Source organism: Micromonospora sp. SYSU B005, assembly GCF_055362685.1.
In genome coordinates, this window is record NZ_JAXCFU010000007.1 from 15,127 (window position 1) to 39,915 (window position 24,789).

At 74.4% G+C, this 24,789-nt stretch carries 20 protein-coding genes; 7 read left to right on the top strand and 13 right to left on the bottom strand.

Translation table 11 applies throughout. The annotated features are described in order from the left end of the window. Positions 1-106: 106 nt before the first annotated feature. Together SM452_RS17275 and SM452_RS17280 are read left to right on the top strand one after the other, a co-directional pair. Entirely contained in the window at positions 107-1,246 is a 1,140-nt protein-coding gene (locus SM452_RS17275; protein WP_355512903.1) for an acyl-CoA dehydrogenase family protein, read from the top strand. A 15-nt stretch (positions 1,247-1,261) separates the two neighbouring features. Continuing rightward, the gene (locus SM452_RS17280; RefSeq protein WP_463840278.1) at positions 1,262-2,317 is read left to right on the top strand and encodes an acyl-CoA dehydrogenase family protein; all 1,056 of its coding nucleotides are present in this window, start codon (positions 1,262-1,264) and stop codon (positions 2,315-2,317) included. Positions 2,318-2,326: 9 nt separating this feature from the next. Here SM452_RS17280 and SM452_RS17285 read toward each other — a convergent pair whose 3' ends face one another. After that, positions 2,327-2,863: a hypothetical protein gene (locus SM452_RS17285; RefSeq protein ID WP_355512909.1), complete on the bottom strand. Its 537-nt coding sequence runs from the start codon at positions 2,861-2,863 to the stop codon at positions 2,327-2,329. 177 nt (positions 2,864-3,040) lie between these two features. Beyond that, positions 3,041-5,836 (bottom strand): helix-turn-helix transcriptional regulator, encoded by a 2,796-nt coding sequence (locus SM452_RS17290; protein ID WP_355512912.1) that lies wholly within the window; start codon positions 5,834-5,836, stop codon positions 3,041-3,043. A gap of 374 nt (positions 5,837-6,210) precedes the next feature. Between SM452_RS17290 and SM452_RS17295 the strand changes: the two genes are divergently transcribed. Next, a complete protein-coding gene (locus SM452_RS17295; protein WP_355512915.1) occupies positions 6,211-6,900 on the top strand; it encodes a hypothetical protein in 690 nt (229 codons plus the stop codon). Between the two features lie 226 nt (positions 6,901-7,126). Here SM452_RS17295 and SM452_RS17300 read toward each other — a convergent pair whose 3' ends face one another. The 11 genes from SM452_RS17300 to SM452_RS17350 form a co-directional block, all read right to left on the bottom strand. After that, positions 7,127-7,840: an aspartate/glutamate racemase family protein gene (locus SM452_RS17300; RefSeq protein ID WP_355512917.1), complete on the bottom strand. Its 714-nt coding sequence runs from the start codon at positions 7,838-7,840 to the stop codon at positions 7,127-7,129. Next, a complete protein-coding gene (locus tag SM452_RS17305; RefSeq protein ID WP_355512920.1) occupies positions 7,837-9,117 on the bottom strand; it encodes an NAD(P)/FAD-dependent oxidoreductase in 1,281 nt (426 codons plus the stop codon). Before SM452_RS17305 ends, SM452_RS17300 begins: the two co-directional genes overlap by 4 nt. A gap of 13 nt (positions 9,118-9,130) precedes the next feature. Continuing rightward, positions 9,131-10,009 carry a family 3 encapsulin nanocompartment shell protein gene (locus SM452_RS17310; protein ID WP_463840279.1) on the bottom strand — a complete coding sequence of 293 codons (879 nt, stop codon included), beginning with the start codon at positions 10,007-10,009 and terminating at the stop codon, positions 9,131-9,133. A 14-nt stretch (positions 10,010-10,023) separates the two neighbouring features. Then, the gene (locus tag SM452_RS17315; protein WP_463840280.1) at positions 10,024-10,863 is read right to left on the bottom strand and encodes a methyltransferase domain-containing protein; all 840 of its coding nucleotides are present in this window, start codon (positions 10,861-10,863) and stop codon (positions 10,024-10,026) included. 29 nt (positions 10,864-10,892) lie between these two features. After that, positions 10,893-11,723 carry an SDR family NAD(P)-dependent oxidoreductase gene (locus SM452_RS17320; protein WP_355512928.1) on the bottom strand — a complete coding sequence of 277 codons (831 nt, stop codon included), beginning with the start codon at positions 11,721-11,723 and terminating at the stop codon, positions 10,893-10,895. A gap of 4 nt (positions 11,724-11,727) precedes the next feature. Continuing rightward, positions 11,728-12,699, bottom strand: coding sequence for a sulfotransferase (locus tag SM452_RS17325; RefSeq protein ID WP_463840281.1), 972 nt, complete (start codon positions 12,697-12,699; stop codon positions 11,728-11,730). Continuing rightward, positions 12,696-13,877 (bottom strand): MFS transporter, encoded by a 1,182-nt coding sequence (locus SM452_RS17330; protein ID WP_262014456.1) that lies wholly within the window; start codon positions 13,875-13,877, stop codon positions 12,696-12,698. Before SM452_RS17330 ends, SM452_RS17325 begins: the two co-directional genes overlap by 4 nt. Further along, positions 13,874-15,202, bottom strand: coding sequence for a DegT/DnrJ/EryC1/StrS family aminotransferase (locus SM452_RS17335; protein WP_463840282.1), 1,329 nt, complete (start codon positions 15,200-15,202; stop codon positions 13,874-13,876). Before SM452_RS17335 ends, SM452_RS17330 begins: the two co-directional genes overlap by 4 nt. Before the next feature lie 751 nt (positions 15,203-15,953). Then, a complete protein-coding gene (locus SM452_RS17340; RefSeq protein WP_463840283.1) occupies positions 15,954-16,691 on the bottom strand; it encodes a serine/threonine-protein kinase in 738 nt (245 codons plus the stop codon). Between the two features lie 55 nt (positions 16,692-16,746). Beyond that, on the bottom strand, positions 16,747-17,751 hold the full coding sequence (locus SM452_RS17345; protein ID WP_194800096.1) for an Acg family FMN-binding oxidoreductase: 1,005 nt from the start codon (positions 17,749-17,751) through the stop codon (positions 16,747-16,749). Between the two features lie 106 nt (positions 17,752-17,857). After that, entirely contained in the window at positions 17,858-19,081 is a 1,224-nt protein-coding gene (locus SM452_RS17350; RefSeq protein ID WP_269696787.1) for a PucR family transcriptional regulator, read from the bottom strand. Positions 19,082-19,165: 84 nt separating this feature from the next. Between SM452_RS17350 and SM452_RS17355 the strand changes: the two genes are divergently transcribed. The 4 genes from SM452_RS17355 (at position 19,166) to SM452_RS17370 (ending at position 24,732) form a co-directional block, all read left to right on the top strand. Continuing rightward, positions 19,166-20,257 (top strand): ferredoxin reductase, encoded by a 1,092-nt coding sequence (locus SM452_RS17355; protein WP_463840284.1) that lies wholly within the window; start codon positions 19,166-19,168, stop codon positions 20,255-20,257. A gap of 14 nt (positions 20,258-20,271) precedes the next feature. Further along, positions 20,272-21,411, top strand: a complete 1,140-nt coding sequence (locus tag SM452_RS17360; protein ID WP_262014450.1) for a fatty acid desaturase family protein — start codon at positions 20,272-20,274, stop codon at positions 21,409-21,411. 168 nt (positions 21,412-21,579) lie between these two features. Beyond that, positions 21,580-23,103, top strand: a complete 1,524-nt coding sequence (locus SM452_RS17365) for a glycosyltransferase family 4 protein (RefSeq protein ID WP_463840285.1) — start codon at positions 21,580-21,582, stop codon at positions 23,101-23,103. Positions 23,104-23,526: 423 nt separating this feature from the next. After that, positions 23,527-24,732 (top strand): alanine--tRNA ligase-related protein, encoded by a 1,206-nt coding sequence (locus SM452_RS17370; RefSeq protein ID WP_463840286.1) that lies wholly within the window; start codon positions 23,527-23,529, stop codon positions 24,730-24,732. Positions 24,733-24,789 lie beyond the last annotated feature (57 nt).

Sequence of the window (24,789 nt, forward strand, 5' to 3'; positions counted from 1 at the left end):
CGGCGGCCCGGATCCGCCAGTGATCCTAGGAGAGCCGGTGCCGCCTGTCATGCCTTGTCGCTTCGTGTATCTCGCCTTTGCCGGGCGGGTCGGCTAGCGTCCGGCCATGGACCTGCGTGACTCGCCCGACGAGGCCGCCTTCCGCGCTCGGGCACGTGCCTGGCTCGCGGAGGCGGTCCCGGCCGTGGACGACCCGGCCGCCGCCCGGGCCCGCTGGTTCGACAGGGACTTCCTGACCACGTACGCGCGCCGCCTGCACGCCGCCGGCTACGCCGGACTGGGCTGGCCGGTCGAGTACGGCGGCCGGGGGCTGCCGCTCGGACACCAGGCGATCTTCCTGGAGGAGTCGGCCCGCCGGGGCGCCACCGAACAGGCCGGCGTGATCGGGCTGGGGATGGTCGGCCCGACCGTCGTCGCCTGGGGCACGCCCGCGCAACGGGCCCACTACCTGCCCGGCATCATGCGCGGGGACCTGCTGTTCTGCCAGGGCTTCTCCGAGGCCGAGGCGGGCAGCGACCTGGCCGCCGTGGCCACCACCGCGCGACTCGACGGGGACGCCTACGTCGTCGACGGGCAGAAGCTGTGGTCCTCGTACGCCGCCGTCGCCGACCACTGCCTGCTGCTGGCACGTACCGGCGGACAACGCCACCGCGGACTCACCTGCCTGCTGGTGGACCTGCGGACGCCGGGCGTGACGGTACGGCCGCTGCGGCAGATCACCGGGCGCGCCGACTTCGCGGAGATCTCGTTCGACGGCGCGCGGGTGCCGGCCGGCGCGGTGCTCGGCGAGCCCGGTGACGGGTTCCGGGTGGCGATGACGACCCTGGCCCACGAGCGCGGCACGTTCGGCTTCACCCTCACCGCCCGGCTGGAGGAGCACCTGCGCCAGTTCGTCGCGCTGCTGCGGGCCTCCCCGCTGGCCGACGACCCGGGCGTCCGCGACCGCCTCGCCGGCGTCTGGACGGATCTGACCGCGCTGCGCTGGACCAACCTGCGGCTGCTGGCCGAGCTGGCCGAGGGCGGCGAACCCGGTCCCCGTACCTCGGTGGTGAAGCTGCTGTGGTCGCAGGCCAACCAGCGGCTGGCGTACCTGGGCGCGGAGGTCGCCGCGGCCGACGAACACGCCACGGCGCTGTGGCGGGACCGCCTGCTGCGCAGCCGGGGCAACACCATCGAGGGCGGCACCAGCGAGGTGCTGCGCGACGTCCTCGCCGAGCGCGTGCTCGGCCTGCCCCGATCACGCTGAACCCGTGGAGGGACCGTGCGTTTCGCGTTCACCCCGGAACAACTCGCCCTCGCCGAGACCGCCCGCCGGTACCTGGCCGAGCAGCAGCCCCCCGACGCCGCCGGTGTCCCGGAGACCGACCCGGCCCGGCGCGAGGCCGCCTGGAAGACGCTCGGCACGCTCGGCTGGCTCGACGCCGACCTCGGCGCGGTCGAGTGGGGCGTGCTCGCCGAGGAGTGCGGCTACGGGCTGCACCGCGAGCCCTGGCTGACCACCGTCGCGCTGGCCGGCCCGGCGCTGCGGGCCGCCGGTCAGCCGCCGGCCGGCCCGGTGGCGCTGGCATGGGCGGAGGCACCCGCCGGGCGGGCCCGTCTCGACGAGGCGCACCTGCCCGGATGCAGGGCGGTACCGGACCGGGACGCGGTCCGGCTGCACGGCCGCAAGGAACGCGTCGTCGACGGCCTGGCCGCCACCTCGGCGGTGGTGGTCGCCCGAGGGCCCGACGGCCCCGGCCTGTACCTCGCCGACCTCGCGGCGACCCGTCGCGTGCCGCTGCCGGCGCCGTGGGACGCCACCCGCGCCGAGTGCCGGGTGGACCTCGCCGGCGCGCCGGCGGAGGATCTGTGGCTGGACGCCCGCCGGGTACTGGCCGACACCCGGCGGCTGGCGCTGGCGCTGTTCGCCTGCGAGGCGGTGGGAATCGCCCGCCGGGCCCACGAGATCGCCGTCGCCCACGCCCGCGACCGGGTGCAGTTCGGCCGCCCGATCGGCGCCAACCAGGCGGTGTCGCACCCGCTCGCCCAGGCGTACGCCCGGATCGAGACGGCGCGGTCGCTCGCCTACCGCGCCGCCTGGTGCGTCGCCGAGCGGGAGCCCGGCGCGGAGCCGGAGGTCGTCGCGGCGGCCCTGGCCGCGCGGGAGGCGGCGCTCACCGCCACCGAGGCCGCGATCCAGACGCTCGGCGCGGCCGGGTTCACCTGGGCGCATCCGGCCCATCGCTGGTACCGCCGGGCGCTGTGGCACCAGGACTTCGCCGGTACGGCGTCGGATCTGCGGGCCGAGCTGGCCGCGATGGTCCTCGCCGCGGCCTGACGCCCCGCCTCAGCTGTCGGTGGCCGCCGAGTGCTTGCGGCGCAACCGGGTGATCCAGCCCTGTGCGGTGTGCGCCGGGACTCCGAAGTGCCCGGCCACCCCGGCGATCGTGCCGGTCTGCCGGTAGACGGCCTCCAGCTCGTCGTCCTGCGGGGCCCGCCGGTACGCCCGCCCGGCCTGGATCCGGGCGGTCGCGGCCGGCTTGCGGCTCAGCCCGCCCTTGCGGGACCGGCCGGTCGCCGGGCTCGCCGGTTCGGCGCGCGCCGGCTCGGCCGCACCGGTGCTGACCCGGGGGAGCGCGCCACCGGTCACCGAGACGCCCGGCCGGTCCCCGGCGGCACCCGGGATGAACGCGGACAGCAGCAGCTCGAGATTGACGTACGGAAGCTCGCCGCCGCGCATCTCCGCGCCCTCGACCGGCTGGATCACGACCTCCTTGACCGTCGGACGGCCGTCCTCGAGTTCGAGGCGGACCCGCGTCTGCACCGCCGGACTGGCGAAGCTGTCGTCGACGACGGGGACGATGGTGACGATGTATTCGTTCATGTCATGCCTTCTTCGGGCACCTGCGGTCCAGAGTTTCTGGTCCCGCGGTGGCGCGGCCCGGGCGTCGGAGGTAGGGTGCGCTGCTTGCGTCGAAGCACGGTTGACACATCGTAGCGGAACAGAAGACGCAATACACCAAGCGGTGAACGCGGAATCGCCGGAGCCCAGCACAGAGACTCAATACTCGTCGGTGCCGGGGTCCATCATCGAGGCGATGAGCGCGGAGCGTGACGACACACCGACCTTGCGGAAGATGCGGGTCAGGTGCGCCTCGACGGTCTTGACCGTGACGTAGAGCCGCTCCGCCGCCTCGCTGTTGCTCATGCCGGTCGCGATGAGCTGGACGATCTCCCGCTCCCGGCGGGTCAGCGTCGGCATGTCGGCAGGTGGCCCGGCGGTCCGCCGGCCGGCGCGACCGGCCCGGCCCAGCAACCGGCTCTGCGCGCTGATCGAGGCCCGGTGCAGGATCCGGGCGCCGCACGTCTCGGCGATGCGCCGCACCTGGGCCAGGCTCGCCTCGGCGGCCTGCCAGTCGTGCAGCCCGTCCAGCGCCTTGGCGTGCACCAGACGCGCGGCGGCCTCCTCCAGCGGCCAGCCGAGCTGGGCGAACGCCTCGGCGGCGCCGGCCGCACCGGCCGCCGCGGCGGGCAGGTCGGTGGCCATCGCGATCCGCGCCCGGGCCAGCGCCACGTGCGCCTGCTGCCCCGGCAGGTCACACGCGCCGGCGTGCCGTTCGGCCTGCTGCACCCAGCGCCGGGCCTCCTCGACGTCGCCCCGCCGCCGGGCCGCGCCGGACAGCGTCGCGGCCCAGTAGGGGCGGTGGCACACGTCCACCGCGCGCAGCGTGGTCCCGCCGCAGGCCCGGATCAGCAACGTCAGCGTGTTGGCGCGGTCGGCGCACTCGTCGCGCATCTGCGCGTGGATGCGCTGGACGACCGAGCCGAACCAGTCGTCGGCCGAGCTGCGCACGACCGGCTCGGCCAGGCGCAGCGCCGCGGCCGGCCCGTCCTGCCAGTACACGACGGCGGTACGCATGATGCGGGCGAACCGGTGCATGGTGTCCAGCTCGAGCCGGTCGGCGTACCGCTCGGCCTCGACGGCGTCCGCGCGCGCCTGGTCCAGCAGGCCGAGCTGGCGGGCGGCGCAGGACCGCCCGCTGCGCAGATACGGCACCAGCACATCGTTGCGGGCGGTGGTGGCGATGCGCAGCGCCCGGTCGAAGTGCCGGATCGCGCGCGTCTCCCGGCCCTGGAGCAGTTCCACCCAGCCGAGCAGCGCCAGCACGTCCAGGTGTGTGCTCAGCTCGGCGTCGGTCGAGGCGTCGGCGGCCGCCGTGGCGTCGGCCACTGTCGCCGTCACGTCCACTGTGCTCGGCACGTAGCAGGCGGCGAACGCCGAGACCACCCCGAACCACGCCGCCTCCACCGGGCGGCCGGCCGCCCCGCCGGTCCGCCGGGCCAGCGCGGCGTAGCGGGCCGCCTCCCGCTCACCGGCCAGCGCCCCGCAGATCGCCAGTTCCGCGGCGACGGCGGCGGTCAGCCGTCCGGGCAGCGGCGCGGTGTGCGGCTCCGGCATCAGGTCACGCAGCAGCGTGTACCCGAGGCGGCTCTGCCCGCGCAGCCGTTCCACCCGGGCCTGGGCCAGGACCGCCTCCGCCCGCACGTCGCCGTCCGACCGGGCCGCGACGTCCTGGAGCACGCCCCGCCCGTCGGCCACCCGGCCGGCGCGCACCAGCGCGTCGGCCAGGTGCAGCCCTTCGGCCGGGGGCAGCCCGGAGCGCGCCGACGCCGACGGGGCCAGGCGCGCGGCCACCGACAGCCAGCGCACGGTGTCCGCCGCCGGCACGAACGGATGACCGGCGGCGGAGAGCAGCGTACGGGCGGCGTCCGTGTCACCCGGGCGGGCCGATCGGGCCAGGTGGTCGGCGTAGGCGGGCGCGGGATGGCCCAGTTCGCGCAGCACCCGGGCGGCGGTGGCGTGCAGCGTGCGGCGGCGTCCCGGCGGCACCTGCCGGTAGACCGCGGCGCACAGCACCGGGTGCCGGAACCGCAGCGCCGGCTCCTCGTGCAGGTCGGCGCGCAGCACCTCGCGGGCGACGAGCCGGTCGGTCAGGTCCTGGCAGTCCTGCGGGTCCAGCTCGCACATGGCGGCGATCAGCGTCGGGTCGAATGTCACTCCGAGCACCGCGGCGGCCTCGGCCACGGCCCGTTCCGGCGGCGGCAGCGCCAGTTCCGGCGCGAGCACCCGCACCACCTCGGGCGGCAGCGCCTCGGCCAGGTCGACCGGCTGGTGCCGGCTCGGGTCCAGGCAGTCGTCGTCGAGGTGCCGGTACGCCTGGCTGTACAGCGGGTTGCCCCCGCCCAGCGCGTGGATGCGCTCCGCGCGGTGGCACGGCTGGGCCAGCATCCGCCCGACCTCGACCACCGACAGCGGCGGCACCTCCAGGCGTTCGTGCCGTCCGCTGGTCACCGCCAGGGCCGCGGCGAGCGGGGCGGACATCCGGGCCAGCCGGTACGCCAGCACGAGGACCAGCCCGGCCGGCGGATTACGGACCAGCTCGCCGATCAGCTCCAGTGAGGACGCGTCGGCCAGGTGCGCGTCGTCGACCAGCAGCATCGGGCCGCCCTGCCGGCTGTGCCCGGCGGCGAGCGCCGCGAGTAGCCGTGACCTCGGGTCACGCCGGCCGGTGCCGCGGGCGCCGTCGTGGGAGCGCCAGAGCGGGGCGAGCATCGCGTACGTCGCGGGGGCGCGCCCGACCGCGGACAGCACGCTCAGCCCGGCGGCGCGGGCGAGGCGCCCGCAGCGTTCGAGCAGCGCCGTCTTCCCGATCCCCGGCGCGCCGGGCAGCTCCAGGACGGTGGACGTGCCGTCGGCCGCCGCGGTGACGGCCCGGCGCGCCGCCGCCAGCGGGGCTGCCCGGCCCACGAACGACGCCGGTTCGGCTCCCTCCGGGTCGTCGTCGAGGCTCGCCATCGGACACCTGCATCCTTTCGGGACGTGCGCCGGGCGGGCGCCCGACCTCGGCCTGCTCCGCCCGGGCGTCGCTGTCCATGATGTGCCGCTGCACGGCGCGGCGCCGGGCGGGCGCGCCGTTGCGCCGGATACCGGCGTAATCGACGGTTGTTGACGCCACGACCCTAACGCCCCGATGCAATGTGGGGTTTCCCCCACTGTCGACGACGGGCCGGCGATCGACACTGGTCGCGGTGTTTCGCGGAAAGGGTTCGCCCATGCGCAAACGAGGTCAGGAAACCGGTGACTGGGTGCTGTTGCACTGTCCGTTACCGGGCCGTTCGACCCATGCCGACTCCTTTCTGACGAGGGGTATCGGTCCGCTCTTTTCGGGTATGCACCGGAGCGGTGAGGTTACCGGCTGGTATTACGATCGGCGCGGTTCCGCCGACGTCCACGTGCACGGCCGCTGCACCGACCCCGGCGTGGTCCGGGCCCGGCTGGCCGGTCTCGTGCTCGCGGGCCGCAGCGCCGGCCGGCCGGTGACCGTGTGCCCCGAGCCCGGCGCGCTTCCGGTACGCCACACCGACCTGCGGGAGCAGTCCAGCGCGCTCGCTTTGGAGATCATCGCGGCGACCGCCACCCGCCCGGCGCGGATCCGGACAGGCTGCGACCTCGCCCTCGCCACGTTCCTGTGCGCCGGGGTCGCCGCCGCGTACCCGGGCTCGGCAGCCGCCGCGCCGGCCGGACCGGACGCCTGTCCACACTGCGTGGAGTGGTTGCGGTCGCCGCCACCCGGGGTGCCGGCGCGGCTGCGCGGCGTGGCCGGGCTGCTCGCCGAGGGGCGCGGCTGGGTGGCGCGGTGGACCGGGGTGCTGCGCCGGTCGGGGATCGTTCCGGTGGCCGGTGGGCCGGACGAACTGACCACCCCGCTGCGGTGTCTGCTCAACCAGATCGGCCTCACCGGGGCGGACAGCCGGCGGATCGAGGCGACCGCGCGGCGGGCGGTGCTCGCCGCCACCTCCGGCGTCCCGTTGCGGGCGCACCGCACCCGCCGTGCGCCCGGTTACGACTGGTGCGGCTGACCGCGGCGACGGCCTGCCGAAACTGCCACCATCGGCTCACTCTGCGTCGATTCAGGAGCCCGGGAGCGCGCCCACGGAACAGTTATTCCAGCCGGTCGCCCACTTCTTCCGGCCGCAATTATTGACTAATCGGCGGAAGTGCCGCACGTCAGCGGGTCGCCCGTTGTCGTTGCGCCCCGGCCGGGTACGAAACCGGCGGTTTCCGGCGCAGTTTTCCGACAGCTCCTCATTGCGGTCCGCGCTGTTTCCGGTGGTACGGCCGCCGGGTGAGGCTCGCGTACGCCATCGTGGTCAGCGTGACGATGTCGAACACCGGCACCCCCAGCCGCGCCTGGATCCGGTGGGCGAACGGCACCAGGTCGGTGCACTCGACGACCAGCGCCCCCAGTTCAGGGTGCGCGCGGGCCAGCGCGTCGACCCGCCCGTCCACCTCGGCGGCCAGCCGCTCGACGTCGAGGGCGTCGCGCCGCCCCTCCAGCATCACCTCGCGGAACTCCGGCTGCCCGGCCATGCCGGTGACCGCCACCGGCACGTCGGCGGCGCCGATCGCGGCCAGGTGACGCGGCGTCAGCGCGGCCTCGTCGGCGACCAGCAGCCCGACCGGACGCCCGACCATCCGGTGCACCATCGGCAGTTGCACCAGGCTCGACGACCACAGCGGCACGCGCACCGCGGCGGCGAGTTCGGCCTGGAACAGCACGAGGAACCCGCACGCCCCGGTGATCCCGGCGACCCCGGCGGCCTCCAGGTCACGGGCCGCGTCGACGAACGGTCGCAGCAGCGTCGGGTCGGCCTCGCGGACCAGCCGACGCGGGGTGGCGCCCTCGACCACCCGGTAGCGCACCGGGAAGTCGAACGTGTCCGGGTTGCGGATGTGCCCGGGGATCTTGTCGAAGCTGGTGTCGAGGCAGAGCACGCCTATCTCCGGCCGGTCGTTCACGAGATCCCCCTCTGGAAGCGGTCCACGGCGAACGTCTCCAGCGGCAGGTCCGGCTCGGCGCCGGAGACGAGCTGGGCGAGCAGTTGCCCCCCGGCCGGTGCCAGGCCCATCCCGATGTGGCCGTGCCCGGTGGCCACGCTGACGTTGTCGTAGCCGCCGGCCCGTCCGATCAGCGGCAGGCTGTCCGGGGTGCACGGGCGCAGTCCGCTCCACACGTCCAGCCGGCGGCCGGTGTCCAGTGCCGGCAGGTACCGCCGCGCGGTGTGCAGGATCCCGTCGACGCGGCGCGGCGAGATCGACGTGTCCAGCCCGGACAGTTCCAGCGTGCCGCCGACGCGTACCCGGTCACCCAGCGGCATCACCGCGACCTTGCCCTCGCTGAGCAGCACCGGCCGGGTGGGCGTGCCCGGCCCGGCGGGCAGCGTGACGGTGTAACCCTTCGCCGGTTGCAGTGTCAGCCCGACACCGAGCATCCGGGCGCACGCCGCCGACCACACCCCGGCGGCGATCACCACCTCGGCCGGGCGCAGCTCGCCCCTGGTGGTGCGCACCGCGCGTACCCGCCGCCCGGTCACCTCGAAGTCGCGTACCTCCGCGCCGGTGACGACGTCCACGCCCCGGGCCCGCAGCGCCGCCGCGAGCGCCACCAGGAACGCCGGGATGCGCAGCGCGGCGCCCTCCTCGTTGAGCAGCGTCCCGGCCACCGCGAAGTCGACGCCGGGTTCCAGCCGGGCCAGCTCGGCCCGGTCCAGCTCCCGCAGCGGCACGCCACGCTCGGTCGCCGCCGGGATCGTCCGGCGTGCCTTCGCGTACCCCTGCTCGGTGTGGCAGGCCAGGATCATGCCGCGTTCGGTGAGCGTCCCGGCCAGCTCGTCCTCGGCGCAGATCTCGCGCAGCAGCGCGAGGCTGCGCTGCTTGAGCGCGAGCAGCGTCTCGAACCCGGCGCGGGCGTGCCGTTCGGTGCAGTGCCGGCGGAAGTGCCAGAGCCAGGCCAGCAGCGCGCCGTCGAGCCGGGGCCGGACCGCGAACGGGCTCTCCGGGCTGAACAGCCAGCGGATCCCGGTGGCCGGCACCCCCGGCTCGGCCAGCGGCGCCGAGCCCTGGGTGCCGACGAAACCGGTGTTCCCGGCCGAGCAGGCCGCCGGGTCGCCGACCTCGCCCCGGTCCACCACCGTCACGCTGAGCCCGGCGCGGCGCAGGAACCAGGCGCAGCACAGGCCGACCACGCCCGCGCCGACCACCAGCACGTCGGGGTCGGTACGGCCCGGCGTCGTCATCAATCGCCGCCGGTCAGAGCGTCACGACGAAGAAGCAGGTGGGCAGGTTCACCACGACCCGCTCCCAGATCTCGGCGCGCAACGCCACCCCGGGTTCGGCGAACGTGCCCGGCGGCGGCTCCGCGAACCCGATGGTGGAGCGGCCGGCGTCGAACAGCAGCGCGCCGTGGCCGAAGTCCCCGACGATCGCGGTGCCCGGGTCGACGAGCCGGGTACGCACGATGAACACGCCGTTGTCCTCCACGTCCCGCATCAGCGAACCGCTGCCCAGCAGCCGGTAGTAGTCGGCCGGGTTGATGATCAGTCCGTCGGCGGTGCTGCCCATCTGCTCGACCTCGTTGCACGCGGCCAGGACGGTGGACGCGAACGGCCCCGGGTCGGTGAGCCGGCCCAGGTCCGGCATGGTCAGCAGCCCGCCCTCGCCGCGCAGGATGGTGTGGTTCTCGGCCGTCGCGAGCCGCACCACCAGCCGGTAGTCGATGAACTGCGCGAAGCTGACCGGGTCCTCCCACAGCGTGTCCGGCACCTGCACCCACGCGGTGGTGGTGAGCAGCGGCGGGATGGGGGAGCGGTGGAAGTGGTTGGCCGCCTCCCGGCGCAGGTCCGCGCCGTCCACCGCCGGGTCGTCCGGGCGGGGCGGGCTCTCGTGCCAGTAGTAGTCCTGCGGATCCCGGGACAGGTCCACCACCTTGAGCATGTTCCGCGACGGGTAGCGGGGCTTGCGCCGGGAACTGGTGAGCGAGTCGGTGACCGTCACGTCGTAGTCGACGCTGGTGTCGAAGCCGTCCTTGGCGAACGCCTCGACGAACGTCGCGCCGGGCGACATCTGCGTCTTCCGCTCGGCGACCACCTCGGCGATCGTCCGCTTCACGGTGTCGGTGCGCTGCGACATCTGCTGTCCCTCCCTCAGGCCGGCTTGCGGGCGACGAACATGCCCCAGCCGAACTCGCCCCTGTCGATCGCCGCCTGGATCTCGTCGCACGAGTCGGCGAAGCCGAGGATCCAGGTCCGCGCCGCCTCGTCCGCCGTCGTCTCCGCACGCTCCCGGGCGGTGCGGCCCAGCACCCGGTACGTCTGCCTGATGTGCGCGTCGAGACTGCGCGCGACCACGTCCACGAATCCGGCCTCGGTCAGCGCCCGGCGGTAGCCGTCGAGCGAGTAGCCGTCGTTCCACCGCACCCGGTCGTAGACGTGCCGGCGGGCCGCCTCGCCGATCCGCTCGGTGGGCTGGAGGAAGTCGGAAACCGCGAGCACCCCGCCGGGGGCGAGCACCCGGAACATCTCGGCGTGGCTGCGCGGCTTGTCCGGCACCAGGAACAGCGCGTCCTGGCTGACCACGTGGGTGAACGTGCCGTCGTCGTACGGCAGGGCGGTGGCCGAGCCGTGCCGGAACGACACCGGAAGCGCAGCACCCCGCTCGGCGCGCCGCTGCTCGGCGAAGCGCACCCGCTCGATGCTCAGGTCCAGCCCTTCGCCCCGGCAGCCGGTGCGCTCGGCCAGGCGGAGCAGGAAGTTGCCGCAGCCGCAGCCCACGTCGAGCACGTTCGCCGAGGCGTCGATCCCGGCGTCGGTGGCCAGGATGTCGGAGGTCCGGTCTGCCGCCGCGTGGTAGTCGCCGTCGTCCTCCCCGGCGAAGTAGCCGGTGTGCAGCACGCCCTCGCTGTCCCAGAAGCTGAGGTACGTCTGCGTGGTCTGGTCGAAGAACTCGGAGACGTCCCGCTCGGTGAACCGGCTGGTCGTGGACATGGGCACTCCCTTGTGCGGCGGTCGGTGGGTCAGGCGTAGGTGTCCTTGCGGACGCCGGTGAGGTGGGGCAGGTCGGGGCCGGTGGCGGCGGCGCCGCCGTCGATCAGGTGCACCCCGGCGGTCACGTACGACGCGCGCTCGCCGGCCAGGAACGCGGCCACCGCGGCGACCTCCTCGGGCCGGGCCAGCCGGCCGACGGCGCTGTGGTGGCCCATCGCGGCCAGCCGCGCCTCGACGTCGCCGTCCGCGCCGGCGAGCCGGGCCGCGGCGCGTTCCATCGGCGGCGTCCGCACCCCGCCGGGCGCCAGCACGTTCACGGTGATGCCGTCGCGGCCCACGTCGACGGCGAGGCCCTGGGCGAAGCGGACCAGCGCCGCCCGGGTCACCCCGGACAGCACGAGCGGGCCGATCGGCACGCAGGCGGTCTCGGAGGCCACCAGCAGCAGCCGGCCCCAGCCCGCGGCGCGCATGTGCGGCAGCGCCGCGAGCGACACCGCCACCGCCGGCAGCAGCACCCGGTCGACAGCCGCCCGGTAGTCGTCGGTGCCGAAGCCGGTGGCGGTGCCCACGGGCGGGCTGCCGCCGCTGACCAGCAGCACGTCCACGCCGCCCAGTTCGGCGGCGACCCGGTCCACCCAGCGGGCGGCGGCGCCGGTGTCGGTGAGGTCCACGCCGGTCGCGCTGACCCGGCCCGAGGCCACCGCGGTCAGCTCCCGCTCGGCGGCGGCCAGCCGCTGCGGGTCACGCCCGCAGACCGCGACGTGCGCGCCCTCCGCGGCGAACTCCTTCGCGCAGGCCAGCCCGATGCCGCTGGTGCCGCCGGCGACGAGCGCCACCCGGCCCTTGAGCCCCAGATCCACGTCCTCACCTCTCCGTCTCGCCGACGTGGGCCGCCGCGCCGGGGTACGCCGGGTCGCCGGCCGGCCCGCCGGACCGGTAGCCGTACCGGGTGGACAGCGGCCAGGCCAGCGCCGCCACTGCGAGCCGCTGCCGGCCGGTCAGCGTGCGCCGCCACCCGTCGTCGCGGTCCCGGATCACGGTCGGGCCGGTCCGGAACCGGTCCGGGTTGCCGGTGACCGTGTGGTTGCCGCGCAGCTCGACGCTCCGGTCCCGTACCGGGTTTGCCGCCGGGTCGACGCCCACCAGCTTCAGCAGGTCGCCGATCGTGCCGGCCGGGTCGGCGGTGAAGTCCTCGTAGCGCAGGAACGCCGACCGGTCCGGGTGACGCCTGTTTATGGCCGCCGACGCGAGGTTGAACCCGTGCCAGTACGCGGTGCTGCGCGCCGCCGACATCGCGTAGACGTACTTCTTCGGCTCCCGCCAGGAGTGCGCCACCGCGCGCGGGTCGCGCACGAGGTGCAGCCAGTACGCCTCGACGCCCGGCACGTGCGGCAGCAACGCCGACTCGCCGGGGATCTTGGTGCTGTCCACGATGACCCGGGCGCCGGTACGCGTGGCCACCTCCCGGTAGACCGCGCCGAGCAGGTCGGCGTGCGCCCGGGTGTCCGCGTCGTGCGCGCCCCGGCGCAGCACCCGCCACGTGTGCCGGGTCCGCAGCCGGGCCCGTTGCCGGCGGATCACCTCGGCGGCGTGCGCGTCCGCCGACATCCCGGCCGGGCGACCCAGCGGCAGCACCGCCGACCACAGCGGACAACCGGTCAGCGCGGCGCCGCAGCCGCACCTGTCGTTCACGCCGCGCCCGGTCGAGTTCTTCCACAGGAAGTGCAGCTCACCGACGTGCACCACACCGGGCGCCTCGCCGAGGACGTTGCCGATGATGGTGCTGCCGTTGCGGCACCAGCCGTTGACGCTCAGGACGGTCACCGGTGCGCTCATGCCGCGCGTACCTCCGCCGGAGCCGGCGCGGGCGCGACCCGGCCGATGCGCAGCGCCATCGCGGCGGCGACCGCCGCGCCGGCCGCGCCCGCGACGAACACCGCCGGATAACCGAGACCGGCCGCGACCAGGCCGGTCGCCGGCCCCCACACCGCCAGACCCAGATCCCAGAACGAGGTGTACGCCCCGATCGCCGCGCCCTGCCGCGCCGGGTCGGTGCGGTTCATCACCATCAGCGCCAGCGACGGGTGCAGCAGGGAGAATCCGACGCCCATCACCACGCTGCCGGCCACCGCCACCGGCAGGTTCGGCGCTACCGCGATGACCAGCAGACCGACCGCCTCGCCCACCCCGCACCAGGTGGCCACCCGGCGGGGGCCGAGCCGGTCCGGCAGGTGCCCGATGACCAGGCGGGTTCCGGCGTACACGGCGCTGAAGACGCTCAGCACCACCACGCCGTGGCCGATGCCCCGCGCGTCCAGGTGCAGCACGACGAACGCGGCCAGACCCGCGTACCCGGCAGCGCCGAAGGTGAGCGCGATGCCGGGCAGCAGCGCCGGGCGCAGCAGCAGCCCGGCGCCCTTCGCCGCGGGTGCGGTACGCGCCGGCGCGGGCACCAGCGCGACGAGCGCCGCGCCGACCGCCGGGGCGACCGCGCTGAGCAGCCACACCGCCTGATAGCCGGCCTGCTGCACGGTGGCGCCGAGGAACGTGCCGGCGGAGATGCCGCCCCACATGCTCACCCCGTACAGGCCGATGAGCTGGCCGCGCCGCTCGTGCGGGGCGAGCTGCACGATCCACACCGCACCGGCGGTGAACAGCGCCGCCTCACCGGCACCGAGCAGCAGCCGGACCGCCACCAGCGCGGGCACGCCCAGCGGGGCCAGGTAGAGCAGGCCGCCACCGGCCACCACGAGCGCCCCGGCCAGCATCACCGTGCGGTGACCGTGCCGGTCGGCGAGCGCGCCTGCGACCGGCCGGACCAGCAGCGCGGTCACTGCGGTCACGGTGACCACCACGCCGACTGTCAGGTCACCGGCGTCGTGCCGTTCGCGCAGGAAGCCGGGCAGCACCGGGATCACCGCGGTCAGTCCGAGGTAGCCGGTGAACAGTCCGCCGAGCAGCCCGGCCAGCGCGAGCCGGGGCAGCGGCCGGGCCGGAGTGTGCGCGCCGGTCACGACCCGACCAGCGCGGTCTCACGGGCGGCGGCCACCTTGCGAACCGCGCGGACCAGGTCGTCGCAGTCCCCGGGCGTGAGGTTCGACGACAGCGGCACGTCGACGGTCTCGGTCAGCAGCCGCGCGGTACGAGGCAGCGTCGCGCGGATCTCGCCCGGGTCGGCGCTGTCGTACAGGAACCGCCAGTTCCAGAACGCCCGCACGTTGAGGTCGTCGTCCGCGCCGATGTTGCGGGCGTCGATCCCCTCCGCCCGCAGCGCGCGGGCGAACCAGCCCGCGTCGCCCCAGCCCGCGTCGCCGCCGGGCACGCGGAACACGAACGCCTCCCCGAGGTACGCCCCGGGCGCGACCGGCCGCCGCACCGCGATCCCAGGCAGCCCGGCCAGGGCGGCGCTGACGTGCGCGTAGTTGCGGTGGAACAGTGCGAGCCGCTGTGGCAGCCGGGTCAGTTCGGCGCGCAGCAGGGCCGCGCGGATCTCGTCCATCCGCAGGCTCAGCAGCGGCAGGTCCAGGCCGGTCAGCGGCGGCTCGCCGTGCGGGAAGTGCCGCCGCAGCCGCCCCTCGTACGCCCCGGACAGCGCCACCGCCCGCGCGAACAGGGTGCTGTCGTCGGTGATCAGGAAGCCGCCCTCGCCGCAGTTGAGCGCCTTGTCGGACTGGGTGCTGAACGCCCCGGCGGCGCCGAACGTGCCGAGCTTGCGCCCGTTGAGTTCGGCGCCGAGCGCCGGCACCGCGTCCTCGATGAGCGGCACGCCCATCTCGGCGGCGAACGCGGCCAGCGCTTCGACGTCGGCGGCGAAGCCGCGCATGTGGACGACCATGACGGCGCGGATCTCCGGCCGCCACCGGCGGCGCAGGTCGTCGAGGTCCATCCGCAGGTCGTCGTCCACCTCGACCAGGAATGGCCGGCAACCGGCCAGCACAATGGCGCTGGGGGTGGCGACGAAAGTGAATCCGGGGCAGGCCACCAATGAGCCCGGTGGCACTCCGGCGCCCATCAGGGCGAGCGCCAGCGCGGCGGTACCGCTGGAAACGGCCAGCGCGTGCCGGGTGCCGAAATAACGACACAGTTCGTCCTCGAACCGCCCGCATTCGGTTTCATTAGGCGGCCGGTGGTCATATCGGAAGTAGAGGTGACTGCGGACGGCGCGAATAGCCGCGTCCTCGTCCTCGCTGTGCACGAACACCGCGCCCTTGTCGTACGTCGGCCAGGGCGTACGCCGCACCGGCTGCCCGCCCTGCAAGGCGAGCTGTTCGGGCAGCTCAGAGCCGTTCTGCACCGGCCTCGGCGGGCTCGGTGCGGGAGCGTCGTCGTTCCCGTCCACCGGCGGACTCCTCGGGCGAGCGGCGACAATTCCTAGCGACTCGATAGGATTGGCCGGGCGTGCGCCGGGCATGGTCGCCCGGCGGAATCGCAGTCCCGGCGCGATCCCGTCGAGGGGTAAGAAATGCCACCAGATCCGACATTCATGGTGCGTCGATCCAGCGAGAGTAATGATTGTCGTCGATCCCGTACGCGTCAACAGGTAGACGTGAATATGTTCGGCGCCGGGCCGTGCCGACAGTGGACTATGCGGAATTGTCGCGGCCGGCCCGCTGATCCGCCGGTGCGGCGCCTCGCCTCCCGCCGCCGAACGTGGCGCCACCCCGTCGGGGCTTGGCCGCACCGGGCCGATCGTGCGGGGCCTGATTGCGCCGCGCCCGATCGTGCCGGGTCCGGTCGCGCCCGGGGCCCGATCGCCGTCGAGGACGTGCCGTCACCGAAAGTAACCTCCGCGGCTCCGCGGCAGAACTCACCCCGCGCCCTTTGCTCTGCAGCCATCGGTGCATCGGTGACTAACAGCCACTGCCGCGTATGTGGCTGCAGAGCAAAGGGCGCGAAGGGGTATGCGTCCAGCTCTCGGCTCGCCGCGCATCGCCGCTGTTCAGGAGCATGCTGCGGACAATTCGACCCATTCGGCCCCAGCAGCTGCCGTCACCCTCCGTGATTCGTTGCCGAATCGGGCTGCTGTAACGGAAAGTTACCCACAAGGGCGATCGCGCGTCGTCGAGACCCGGCCTGACGAGGCCGGCGAATCAGGCGGCTCGCCAGTCGCGAACCAACGCGGCCACGGTGGCGTACCGCTCCGCCGGATCGGACCGGCCGGCCCGGTCGGCGACCGCGCGCTCGGCGGCGGTGCCCCGCCAGCCGGACGGGCCGTCGAGCAGGTGGTGCAGCGTACGACCCAGCGCGTCGACCGTGGTGCGCTCGTCGATCGTCGCGCCCCGGGTCAGCTCCTCGGGCGACAGGTAACGACGGGAGCCGGGCAGCCGGTCGGAGTCGAGCACGAACGGCCCCGGGCGGTACTCGTCCAGGTCGATCAGCCGCATCAGGTGGGCGTCGAAGTCGTAGAGGAAGCATCCGTCGTACAGGTCGACCGCGACGTACCCGGCCGCGCTCACGGCCAGGTGGGCGTCGAGGATGATGTCCAGTGCGGCGCGTACCTCGGCGACCGGCAGCCGCTGGAAGCGGGCCAGCCCGCTCCGGTCGCTGCCGCCACCGGTGGTGGCGTGGTTGAGCACGACGCCGTCGCACCACGGGTACACCAGCGTCGGGCCGTCCGTTCCGTCACGTACCAGCTCGGGCCGGACGACTGCCGGGTGCCGGACCGCGGCGTGCAGGCCCAGCGCGCGGGTCAGCGACTCACGCGCCGCGGGCGTCCCGGCCCGCTTCACGAACCAGCGCCGGCCCGCCGACTCCACGCCGTAGGAGACGCACCCGGAGTCCTGGTCGCCGAAGACCACGAACGCGTCGGCCGGGTCGAGGTTCTCCACCCGCCGAGGCTACGACGACCGTCGTGCCGGCGGCGGCCCGCCGGACCGCGCCGGGTCACCGCGGCTGGTCCACCACCTCGATCACGTCGGCCGGCGCGCGGCGCGGCGCCGGCGGCAGCTCCGCGTCCGGGCCCCAGCCCACGCGCACCACCAGGTACGGGTCTCCGATGCCGGCCAGCAGGTCGCGCATCATCCGGCGCGGCCAGGCCAGCTCCACGGCGTCGCTGAGCGGCGCGCTGGCCAGTCCTTCGGCGGTGGCGGTGAGCAGCAGCGCCGACAGCGCCTCGCCGCCGCGCAGCCAGGCCGCCGGCTCGTCGGACTCGCCGAACAGGATCAGGTACGCCGCGCCCCGGTCGAAGTCCGCGCCCGCGCTGAGCCCGGCCGCCCCGCCGGGGGCGTAGTCGCGCAGCGGCACCCGGCGCGGGGACGGCCGCACGGCGGTGGCGGCGGGCACGCCGTCGCCGCTGCCCTCCGGGCGGTGGGTCCAGCGGTGCAGCTCCTCCCGGTACGCGGGGTCGGCCAGCTCCGCGTCGGCGGCGCGACCGGTGGAGACGGCGAGCATCGGCATCTGGTCCGGCCGGACCACGTGCAGATGGGCGCCCTCGGCCTCCACGGCGTCACCGAGCCGGGCCAGCACCGCCTCCGGCACCGGCCGGTCCCCGTACGCCCGGCGGTCGGTGCGGCGGCGCGGAATGGCGTCGACCAGGCGGCCCGCCGGCACGTCCAGGTCGGCCGGGCCGGTGGTACGCACCCGGGCCAGCAGCGACGGGTCGGCCGGGTCGGGCAGCCGCTCCACGGTGACCGCCCAGCCGACCGCCGTCAGCGACACGCGCGCGTGGTGCAGGGCGGCCCCGCAGCTCAGCATGAGCAGCCGGCCGTCCGGGTCGGTGTGGGCGAGCTGCCGGTCCGGGTCGGCGCGCAGCTCCAGCGCGTCGCCGGTGACCCGCCAGCGCCAGGGCTGCGTGTTGAACACCGACGGGGCGTGCAGGGACTGCCGGGCGGCCGCCTCCAGCACCCGTACCCTCGGGTCCTGCTCGGTGTGGGTCGATGAGCTGTTCATGGCGGCCCTCCTGGTTGCTCGTCCCCTTCCGACCCTGCCCGCCGCCGTCGCGGGCGGACAGGGCCGGAGGTCCCGGCCGCACCGGGCCGTGCGCCCCGGCGCGGCGTCAGGCCCCCTCCGGCTCCGGGGGTACGGCCAGAGCGATGGTCAGGTCGAGCACCGTCGCCGGGTCGTGCAGGCGGTCGCCGAACAGCTCCCGCAGCTTGCCCATCCGGTAGCGGACGGTCTGCGGGTGCACGAACAGGTCGGCCGCCACGTCGTCGCGCCGTCCCTGGTGCAGCAGCCACGACCGCAGCGTCTCGGCCAGCCGCTGCGCGGTGGCCGGGGGCAGCGCGGCCAGCGGCGCGAGCGCCTGCGCGCGCAGGTCGGCCAGGGCCTCCGGGTCCATGCTGAGCAGCAGCGTCGCCAGGTGGCGCTCGGTGTCGACAGGTCCGGCGTCCGCCTCGCCGAGGCCGAGCGCGAGCGCCCGGGTGGCCCGCTGGTACGACGCGGCGACCCGGTGCCAGGGCCGGGCCGGGCCGAGCACCGCCCGGTGCCCGTGCAGCAGCCGGGTGAGCTGGCGGCGCCGGCCGCCGTGCATGTCCGGCACCAGCAGGACGGCCAGATCCTCGACCGAATTCACGCCGGGCAGGTCCTCCCCGCTCTCCAGCGTGTACGGGCTGAGCAGCGCCAGCACCGCGCGCAGGTGCCGGCGGGGCAGCAGCACCACGGTCAGGGTCTGCGGCGGCGGCCAGTCGGCGCGCTCCGCGCTGCGCCGCAGCGACTCCTCCGGCTCGCCCGCCAGCAACTGCTGGGTGAGCCGTTCCAGGTTGCGGCGGCGCATCCGGCCGGCGCTGGCCAGCTCGTCGGCGTGCCCGGCCACGCTCGCCGCGGACAGCTCGTCGATGTAGGCGAACATGAGTTCGGCGAACTCGGCCACCGTCTCGGCGGCCAGCCCGCTGCGTACCGTCGTGGTCGACACCTCGCGCCAGGCCACCCGGGCGCCCACCCGGTACGCGGCCAGCAGCGCGTCCATGCTGCGCCCCGAGCGGGCCTCGCCGCTGCCCAGCGCGTACGCGGCCTCCAGCGCCGGGGCCAGGGGAGTGCTCGGGTCGAACGCCTGGGTACCCTCGATGAGCTGGAGGAACGTGCCGAGTGCGATGCGTACCGCGTTTTCGATCTTCGCCCGCATGGCGCCGGTGAGCGCGCCCGAGTAGTCAGGCACCTCGGCGGTGATCGCGGAGACCGTCCGCTCGGCGACCACCGGCAGCCGGCCGCGCAGCGTCGCGGCCATGCCGGCGTCGAGGTTGAGGTGCGCGGCGCGCTGCCCCGTGCCGGCCTCCGACGTCATCGTTGTTCCCTCCGAACAAGAAACCGCGACTGTTTCACCTTTGCCGGTCAAGATGTTATGCGATCGGGCGGTCACGCTGGTCATATGACCACAACTGCCCCCCGCCGCCCCCAGAAGGTCTCCTTCCGGGACAGGCTGCTGCGGCTGGCCGGAACGGTCACCACACCGGTGCTGCCCGACGACTACCTCGACCTGATCGCGCCCCTGCGCGCGGGCGCCCCGCTGCGCGGCAAGATCGTCGCGATCCGCCCGCAGACCCGCGACGCCGCCACGCTGGTGATCCAGCCCGGCCGCGCCTGGCAGGGCCACACGCCCGGGCAGTACATCCGCCTCGGCGTGGACGTCGACGGGGTGCGCCAGTGGCGCGCGTACTCGCTCACCTCGCCGCCGGACGCCGCCGACGGCCGGATCTCCGTCACGGTGAAGGCGATCCCCGACGGCAAGGTCAGCAACTACCTCGTACGCCGGCTCCGGCCCGGCACGATCGTGCACCTCGACCAGGCCCAGGGCGAGTTCGTGCTGCCCGCCGCGACGCCCGGGCGCGTCCTGTTCCTCACCGCCGGCAGCGGCATCACCCCGGTCATGGGGATGCTGCGCTCCGGGCTGGCCGATCGGGCCGACGTGGTGCTCGTGCACTCGGCGCCCACCCGCGACGACGTCATCTTCGGTACGGAACTGCGCGCGCTCGCCGACCGCGGCGCGCTGCGTCTGGTCGAGCGGCACACCGACACCGACGGACTGCTCGACGTCGCCGAACTGGCCGACCTGGTGCCCGATCACCTCGACCGGGAGACCTGGGCGTGCGGGCCGATCGGCATGCTCGACGCGGTCGAGGGGTACTGGTCCTCGAACGGTCTCGTCGAGCGGCTGCACACCGAGCGGTTCCGCCCGACGGTGATCACGCCGGGCGAGGGAGGCACGGTGACCTTCACCGGGGCGGGCGTGACAGTCGAGTCCGACGGCGCCACCACCCTGCTCGACGCGGGGGAGAACGCCGGAGTGCTGATGCCTTCCGGGTGCCGGATGGGCATCTGCTTCGGCTGCGTCGTACCGCTGCGTCAGGGCGCCGTGCGCGACCTGCGCAACGGCGACGTCACCACAGCCGTACCGGGGGACGGCGTGCTCGTCCAGACGTGCGTGTCGGCCGCCGCCGGTACCTGCGACATCGATATCTGACAGGAGCCACCCACGTGACCGTCATCCAGAAGAAGGCCGTCAACCCGATCGCCCACCTGAGCGCCGAGGACATCGAGATCATCGGCAAGGAACTGGACGCGATCCGGGACCGGGTCCTCGCCGACCGGGGGGAGCGGGACGCCCGCTACATCCGCAAGGTGGTCAAGACCCAGCGGACACTGGAGATGAGCAGCCGTGCGGTGCTGCTGTTCTCGTTGTTCCCGCCGGCCTGGATCGTCGGCACGGCCGGTCTCACGGTCGCCAAGATCCTGGAGAACATGGAGATCGGGCACAACGTCCTGCACGGCCAGTGGGACTGGATGCGCGACCCGAAGATCCACTCCACCACCTGGGAGTGGGACCACGTCTCCCCGGCCGACCAGTGGAAGCAGTCGCACAACGAGCTGCACCACCGCTACACCAACGTGGTCGGCAAGGACAACGACCTCGGGTACGGCATCATGCGCGTCGACGAGGACCAGCCGTGGCACCCGATGCACCTCGGCCAGCCGCTGTGGAACCTGCTCAACGCCGCGTTCTTCGAGTACGGCATCGCCGCGTACGACATGGAGCTGGGCGACCACCTCAAGCAGCGCAAGCTCAAGGACCCGAAGTTCCGGGCCAAGGCCAGGGCCGTCGGACGCAAGATCCGCCGCCAGGTGCTCAAGGACTACGTGGTGCACCCGCTGCTGTCCGGCCCGTCGTTCCTGTCCACGCTCGCCGCCACGTTCACCGCGAACCTGCTGCGCAACGTGTGGAGCCACTCGGTGATCATGTGCGGGCACTTCCCCAACGGCGTGGAGACGTTCGAGAAGACCTCCATCGAGGGCGAGACCCGCGGCGAGTGGTACCTGCGGCAGATGCTCGGCTCGGCCAACATCAGCGGCAGCCGGTTGCTGCACATCATGACCGGCAACCTGTCGTACCAGATCGAGCACCACCTCTTCCCCGACCTGCCCAGCAACCGCTACCAGGAGGTCGCCCCGCAGGTACGGGCGCTGTTCGACAGGTACGGCCTGCACTACACCACCGGCCCGCTGCCCAAGCAGGTCGCCTCCGCGTGGTGGAAGGTCATCCGCCTGTCGCTGCCCAACCGCAAGGACAGCCGGCAGCCGATCGCCCCGGCCGCGCTGGCCTCCTCCGGTACGGCCTGACCCGCCCGTTCGGTGCACGGCCGGTGAACTTCCACCGGCCGGCACCCGACCATCGCCTGCACAGTCGGCGTCACCGCAGCTCAGAGCCGGTTTCGCGGCCGTCGTGACGGTCCCGCGTCCCCGTACACTCGCGCCCGTCCGGGCGTACGGGTGAAGGGTGGAACGGCGATGCGGCGCGTGGTCATGCTCGTCGACAACGCGATCGACGGTGACTCGCGGGTGCAGAAGGCGGCCCGCTCGGCCGCCGAGGCCGGCTGGGACGTCACCCTGATCGGCTGCGCCCACGTCGGCGCCGAACGCCGCTGGCGGCTCGGCGCCGCCGAGGTCCGTGTCCTGCCGCTCGCCGCCGCTCGCGCTACTCCACCCGCCACTGCATCGGCCGTCGTCTCCCGCCCGGGCGGCGGTGTCCCTGGCCCCGAGGGCGGCGACGTCTCCGCCTCGGGCCGTGGCGCTGGTTCGCGCGACGGCTCCCGCCTGCGTGGCGTGCCCGGACTGCGGGCGCGACTGGTGGCCCGGGGCGGGCTGCCGCTGCGCGCGGCCAAGCTGGCCCGCCGGCCCGTGGAGCACGCCCAGGCCCGCTACTGGCGGGCCCGGCTGCGCGACGGAGCCTGGCGGCGGCTGGAGCCGGGACTCTGGGACTACGAATGGGCCGCCGGACCGGTCGTCGACGAGCTGCGCCCCGACTTGATCCACGCGCACGACTTCCGGATGCTCGGCGTGGCCGCCCGCGCCGTCGAGCGTGCCCGCGCCGCCGGACGCGACACCAAACTGGTCTGGGACGCGCACGAGTGGCTGCCCGGCGCGCGTCCCCGCCGCGACAACGCCCGCTGGCTGCCCGCCCACCTCGGCTACGTTCGCGAGTACGTCGGCCATGCCGACGCGGTGGTCACCGTCTCGGACACGCTCGCCGACCTGCTGGTACGCGACCACGCCCTGCCCGAGCGCCCGACCGTGCTCCTGAACGCCCCGGTCACCGCCGCTCCCGAGCGGTCCGCCCCCGAGCCGACCGCCCCCGAGCCGACCGCCCCCGAGCCGACCGCCCCCGAGCGGTCCGCCTCCGAACCGACTGCCTCCGAGCCCGCCGATCTGCCCCCTCCTGACCTGCGGGAGCGGTGCGGTCTGCCCCCGGGCACGCCGCTGCTGGTCTACAGCGGCGCGATGGCCGTGCAGCGCGGCGTGGACACGGTGGTCGAGGCGTTGCCGCTGCTGCCCGGTGTACACGTGGCGCTCGTCGTCGCCGACCCGGCCGCCGCCTACGTCCGCCAGGTCGTCGCCCGCGCGACCCGGCATCAGGTGGGCGACCGTGTGCACGTGCTGCCGTACGTGCCGCACCGCCGGCTCGTCGCGTTCCTCGCCACCGCCGACGTCGGGCTGATCCCGCTGCACCACTGGCCGAATCACGAGATCGCGCTGATCACGAAGTTCTTCGAGTACGCGCACGCGCGGCTGCCGATCGTGGTCAGCGACGTCCGCACCATGGCCGAGACGGTCCGCGCCACCGGTCAGGGCGAGGTGTTCCGCGCCCGCGACGCCGCCGACCTGGCCCGTGCCGTCCGGACGGTGCTCGCGGATCCGGCCCGCTACCGCGCCGCCTACGAGGGCCCGGACTCGCCACTGCCCGGGTGGACGTGGGAGGCGCAGGCCGAACGCCTCGACGCCCTCTACCGCCGCCTGCTCACCCCCACCCGCTGACGCCCACCGCCCGCCGCCCGCCCGGGTGGAACACCACGGGTGTCTCCGGCCCGTTTTGACACCCATGGCGTTCCACCCGCCCTTCGGGAGGCATGGTCAACTCCAGCTCGGCGAAGTAGCGGCATCCGAGTGCCGGTGATCCCGCCATTTCGGGGGAGTGGTGTTGATCTTGATCGGGCGGGGTGCGGGGGCGCGCGGGAAAAGGGGTGGGCGGGACGGTGCGGGCCCGGCTACCGTCGATGTATGCAGAGCAGGCGCAGTCTTACCGCCGCAGCCGCGCGAGCTTCCCGCTCGCCGGTTGCCGCCGCCTGACCTGCCCCACACCCACGCCGGCGACCGGAAACGGTCCGCCGGCGTCGTCGTGTCGACGCCGTGAAACGCGCGGCGGGCCGTCCGGTCACCCGTACCCGGAAGGCACCCGCCATGACACCCGACGACATCACCCGGACGTTCCTCGACCACTACCACCGGCACGGCCATCAGGACGCGCCGGAGAGTTCGCTCGTTCCGCCGCCCGGTGACCCGGTGCTGTTCACCACGTCCGGCATGCACCCGCTCACCCCGTACCTGCTGGGGCGCCCGCACCCGGGCGGACGGCGACTGGCGAACGTGCAGCGGTGCCTGCGCACCACGGACCTGGACGAGGTCGGCGACGACACCCACCTGACCGTGTTCCAGATGCTCGGCTCGTGGTCGCTCGGCGACTACGACATCGCGACCAGCCTGCGCTGGGGCTTCGACCTGCTCACCGACGGCTTCGGCATCCCGGCGGGGAGGCTGCACGCCACGGTCTTCGGCGGCGGCAACGGTGAAGGGCCGGACGACACCGCGCGGGACACCTGGACCGGGCTCGGCGTGCCGGTGGAGGCGCTGGGCGAGGACAACTGGTGGTCGAACGGCCCGACCGGCCCCTGCGGACCCGACTCGGAGATCTTCGTGTGGACCGGCGACGGCCCGCCCACCGGCACACCGAGCACCGACGAGCGCTGGGTGGAGGTGTGGAACCACGTGCAGATGCGCTACCACCGGCACCCCGACGGCCAGCTCACGCCGCTACCGCACTCCAGCATCGACACCGGCATGGGCCTGGAACGGCTGGAGATGGTGCTGCGCGGCGACCGGTCCGTGTTCACCGGCGACGGGCTGCGCCGGTGGGTGGACGCGGTGGGGGAGCGGTGGGACCTGCGCGGTGGGGATCTGCGCGTGGTCTCCGACCACCTGCGGTCCGCGGTGGTCGTGCTCGGTGACGGGGTACGCCCCGGCAACACCGGCCGCGGGTACGTGCTCCGGCGGCTGCTGCGCCGCGCGCTGACAGTGTTGTGGCGCGATGATCCCGCGCGCACCCTGGACGACCTGCCACCCCAGGTGTACGCGGACACGCTGCGCCGCTTCCGCCAGCTGCCCGATCCGAGCACGCCGCCCGGCGAGCAGTCGGTCGACGTCGGCTCGCTGCACGCGACGCTCGTGGACGAGGAACGCCGCTTCCGTGGACTGCTTCGACGCGGACGGCCGATCGTGGACCGGGTACGGGAGCGCGGGCCGCTGACCGAACGCGACTACCACTGGCTGCACGACACCCACGGGCTGCCCCGCGACCTGGTCGACGGCCTGCTCGCCGAGGCGAGCTGAGCGGTGGCCGCCCGGCCGGGCCGGTGCCAGACTCGGAGGCGGACGCCACGCGAGGGA